Annotated in this window: 2 protein-coding genes and 1 pseudogene; 1 reads left to right on the forward strand and 2 read right to left on the reverse strand. The window is 41.6% G+C overall.

What is annotated here, in order from left to right:
- Positions 1–71: 71 nt before the first annotated feature.
- Positions 72–167 (forward strand): annotated as a pseudogene (locus F6K53_RS37220) (zf-TFIIB domain-containing protein); the annotation flags it as partial.
- Between the two features lie 141 nt (positions 168–308).
- On the opposite strand, the gene F6K53_RS37225 reads toward F6K53_RS37220, so the two are convergent.
- Positions 309–2,147 carry an ATP-binding protein gene (locus F6K53_RS37225; RefSeq protein ID WP_293084608.1) on the reverse strand — a complete coding sequence of 613 codons (1,839 nt, stop codon included), beginning with the start codon at positions 2,145–2,147 and terminating at the stop codon, positions 309–311.
- A partial coding sequence (locus F6K53_RS37230; protein ID WP_293084610.1) for a response regulator occupies positions 2,144–2,514 on the reverse strand: 371 nt, incomplete at its 5' end. The genes F6K53_RS37225 and F6K53_RS37230, both read right to left, overlap by 4 nt.

Genomic DNA, 2,514 nt, shown 5'->3' on the forward strand with positions numbered 1-2,514 from the left:
ATTGCCCGAAATGCCAGACAAAACTGACCAAAATGGTTGACCTAAAACAGACTCATATTCGGTATTAAAAATGCCCGGTATGCTATGGTATATGGTTTGATGCTGGTGAATTTAAGGATTATAAGGAAGAGGGAATAGCAGACTTTTTTAAGGATATTTTTAGCTAATTAATAGCCTAATTAGCAATTTAAAATTTAAATTAATTGGCTGCCACTGGGAAAACCTATGGGAAAAGGTAGTAGCTTGACCACGATGCTAATTTCCCTGATCAAGCAGGTTCGAGATGCTCAAGTCCGAAATGATCAACTCTATTGGGCTGGTTTCGGTAAAGTGATGATAAATTCACTATACGCTCCCACTTCAGTTTCCAGCTTCAAGGTTCCTCCATGCTGACCGACGATGATATCATGGGTCATTGATAATCCTAATCCTGTTCCTTCTCCAGTGGGTTTAGTGGTAAAGAAAGGATGGAAAATTTTATCTTTAATCTCCGGTGGTATCCCTATACCATTGTCACGGATGCGGATTTCTACCATCTGCTCCAGATTTTGGGTTTTGACCCGCAATGTCGCGGTAAAGGCTTTCTCCACCTGATCTGGATCTGACTGATAAGATTGCTGTTTGGCTTGAACCGCATAGCAACTGTTGTCAAGTAGGTTAATGAAGGCGCGGCTAAGATCATTTGATACTAGCTCTAATGGTTCAATAGAGTTATCGTAATCTGTGTCAATCGTAATATTGAAACGATTGTCAGAGGCTCGCTTGCTGTGATACACCAACTGTACTGCTTCGGCTAAAAGTTGATTAAGGTTAGTCAGTTGATGTTGAGAGCTCTCGGTTCGTGCGTGCAGCATCATACTGCTAATAATGCTATCGGCTCTGTTCCCGTGCTTATTGATGGCTAGGGAATTTTCTTTGATGTCGGTTAAAATCTCTTTGAGATAGTCTAGAGATTCTGGATCGAGATGTTGAGATTGGTTGTCAAGTTCTTCAATCGCTTCCTCCACCAGCTCAACCGAACCTTCAGCATAGTTGTTAACAAAGTTGAGAGGATTTCTGAGCTCATGGGCAATACCTGCGGTTAACGCCCCGAGGGAGGCAAGTTTTTCTTGGACAACAATCTGCTGTTGAGCAGCTTTTAATTCGACGGTTCTTTGTTCTACTTTCTCTTCTAGGTTGTGGGAATAGTCTTCTAGTTGCCCATTGGCTTGCTGCAAATCCTGATTCAGTTGAGAGAGTTCCGCCAGTAATCGCTCCCGCTCGGCTTCGGCTCGTTTACGTTCGGTGATGTCTTGAAAGGCTGCGATCGCATAAGCCACATTTCGCTCTTGATCATAGATCGGTGTACCCCAAGCTTCTACAGGAATCATCTTATCCCGTTGGCGTATTTCCATATCGTCAACTGCCACACTCTCCCCCTGCAACGCCCTCAAAATCGGATTCTGTGCTTTCGGGTAAAGTTGCTCAGTTCCAGCGAGATAAATCTGATAAGTGTCTTGTAACTGTGACTTTTTAGCTGACTCTATGATGGCTCTGTCTGAAATCTGCTGTCCAGCTTTATTGATCAAATAAGGCTTACCCTTGGCATCAGTTACACATACTCCCACAGGCATGGCTTCTAAGAACTGCCTCAAGCGATTCTCATTTTCATGGAGTTGGGAAATTAAATCAGCTTGTTCGCGGTTGGATTTTTCTAGCGCTTGATTCATTGTCTGGAGTTGAGCATTTTTTTCAGCTAGCGCCTTATCCTGAGAATAACTATACAATGCCTCTTTTACAGTGATTCTGAGGTCGTCAGCCTGCCAAGGCTTAGGGATATAACGATATAATTTAGCATAGTTAATCACATTTCCCACCGCTTCCAAATCCGCTTGCCCAGTCAACATAATTTTGAGGGTTTTGGGTGAAATAGTATGAATGCGTTTTAGTAATTCATCCCCTTTCAGATTGGGCATGATGTAATCAGAAATAACCAGGGCAACTTCATAGTCATCCTCTACTAATTCTTCGAAGACTTCTAACGCTTCTTCCCCACCTTGGGTCATTTCAATCAGATAGTTATCTCCCAAACTAGTTTCTAGCTCTATTTTCAGGCTATCTAGGATGGTTTGTTCGTCATCAACACAGATAATGGCAGTTCGATTCATAATTCGACTAAAGCATCCTGAATTGTTAAAATTAATTCCCGAGTATTCCAGGGTTTATGTAAACATCGATATAAGTTAGCATATTGTTTCGCCCGTTCAACCGCTTCCTCATCAGCTTGTCCCGTTAGCATCACTTTAATAATATCGGGATATTTGTGATGGACATTAATCAGAAATTGATCCCCTTTCATTCCTGGCATTAACCAATCGGAGACAATAATCAGAATTTGTTCTCCATTCTCATAGAGTTCATCAATGATTTCCAAAGCTTCATCAGCACTTTCAGCAAATTCATAGAGATACTTATCTTCAAAAGCTGCTTGAAGTTCCATCTCCAAGCTTTTCAAAATCGATATTTCATCATCAA

Source organism: Moorena sp. SIO4A1 (assembly GCF_010672065.1).
In the GTDB taxonomy this organism is placed as follows: Bacteria; Cyanobacteriota; Cyanobacteriia; order Cyanobacteriales; family Coleofasciculaceae; genus Moorena.

Excerpts from the sequence above, each read along its gene's own strand:
- F6K53_RS37225 (WP_293084608.1), bottom strand. The coding sequence starts at position 2,147 with ATGAATCGAACTGCCATTATCTGTGTTGATGACGAACAAACCATCCTA.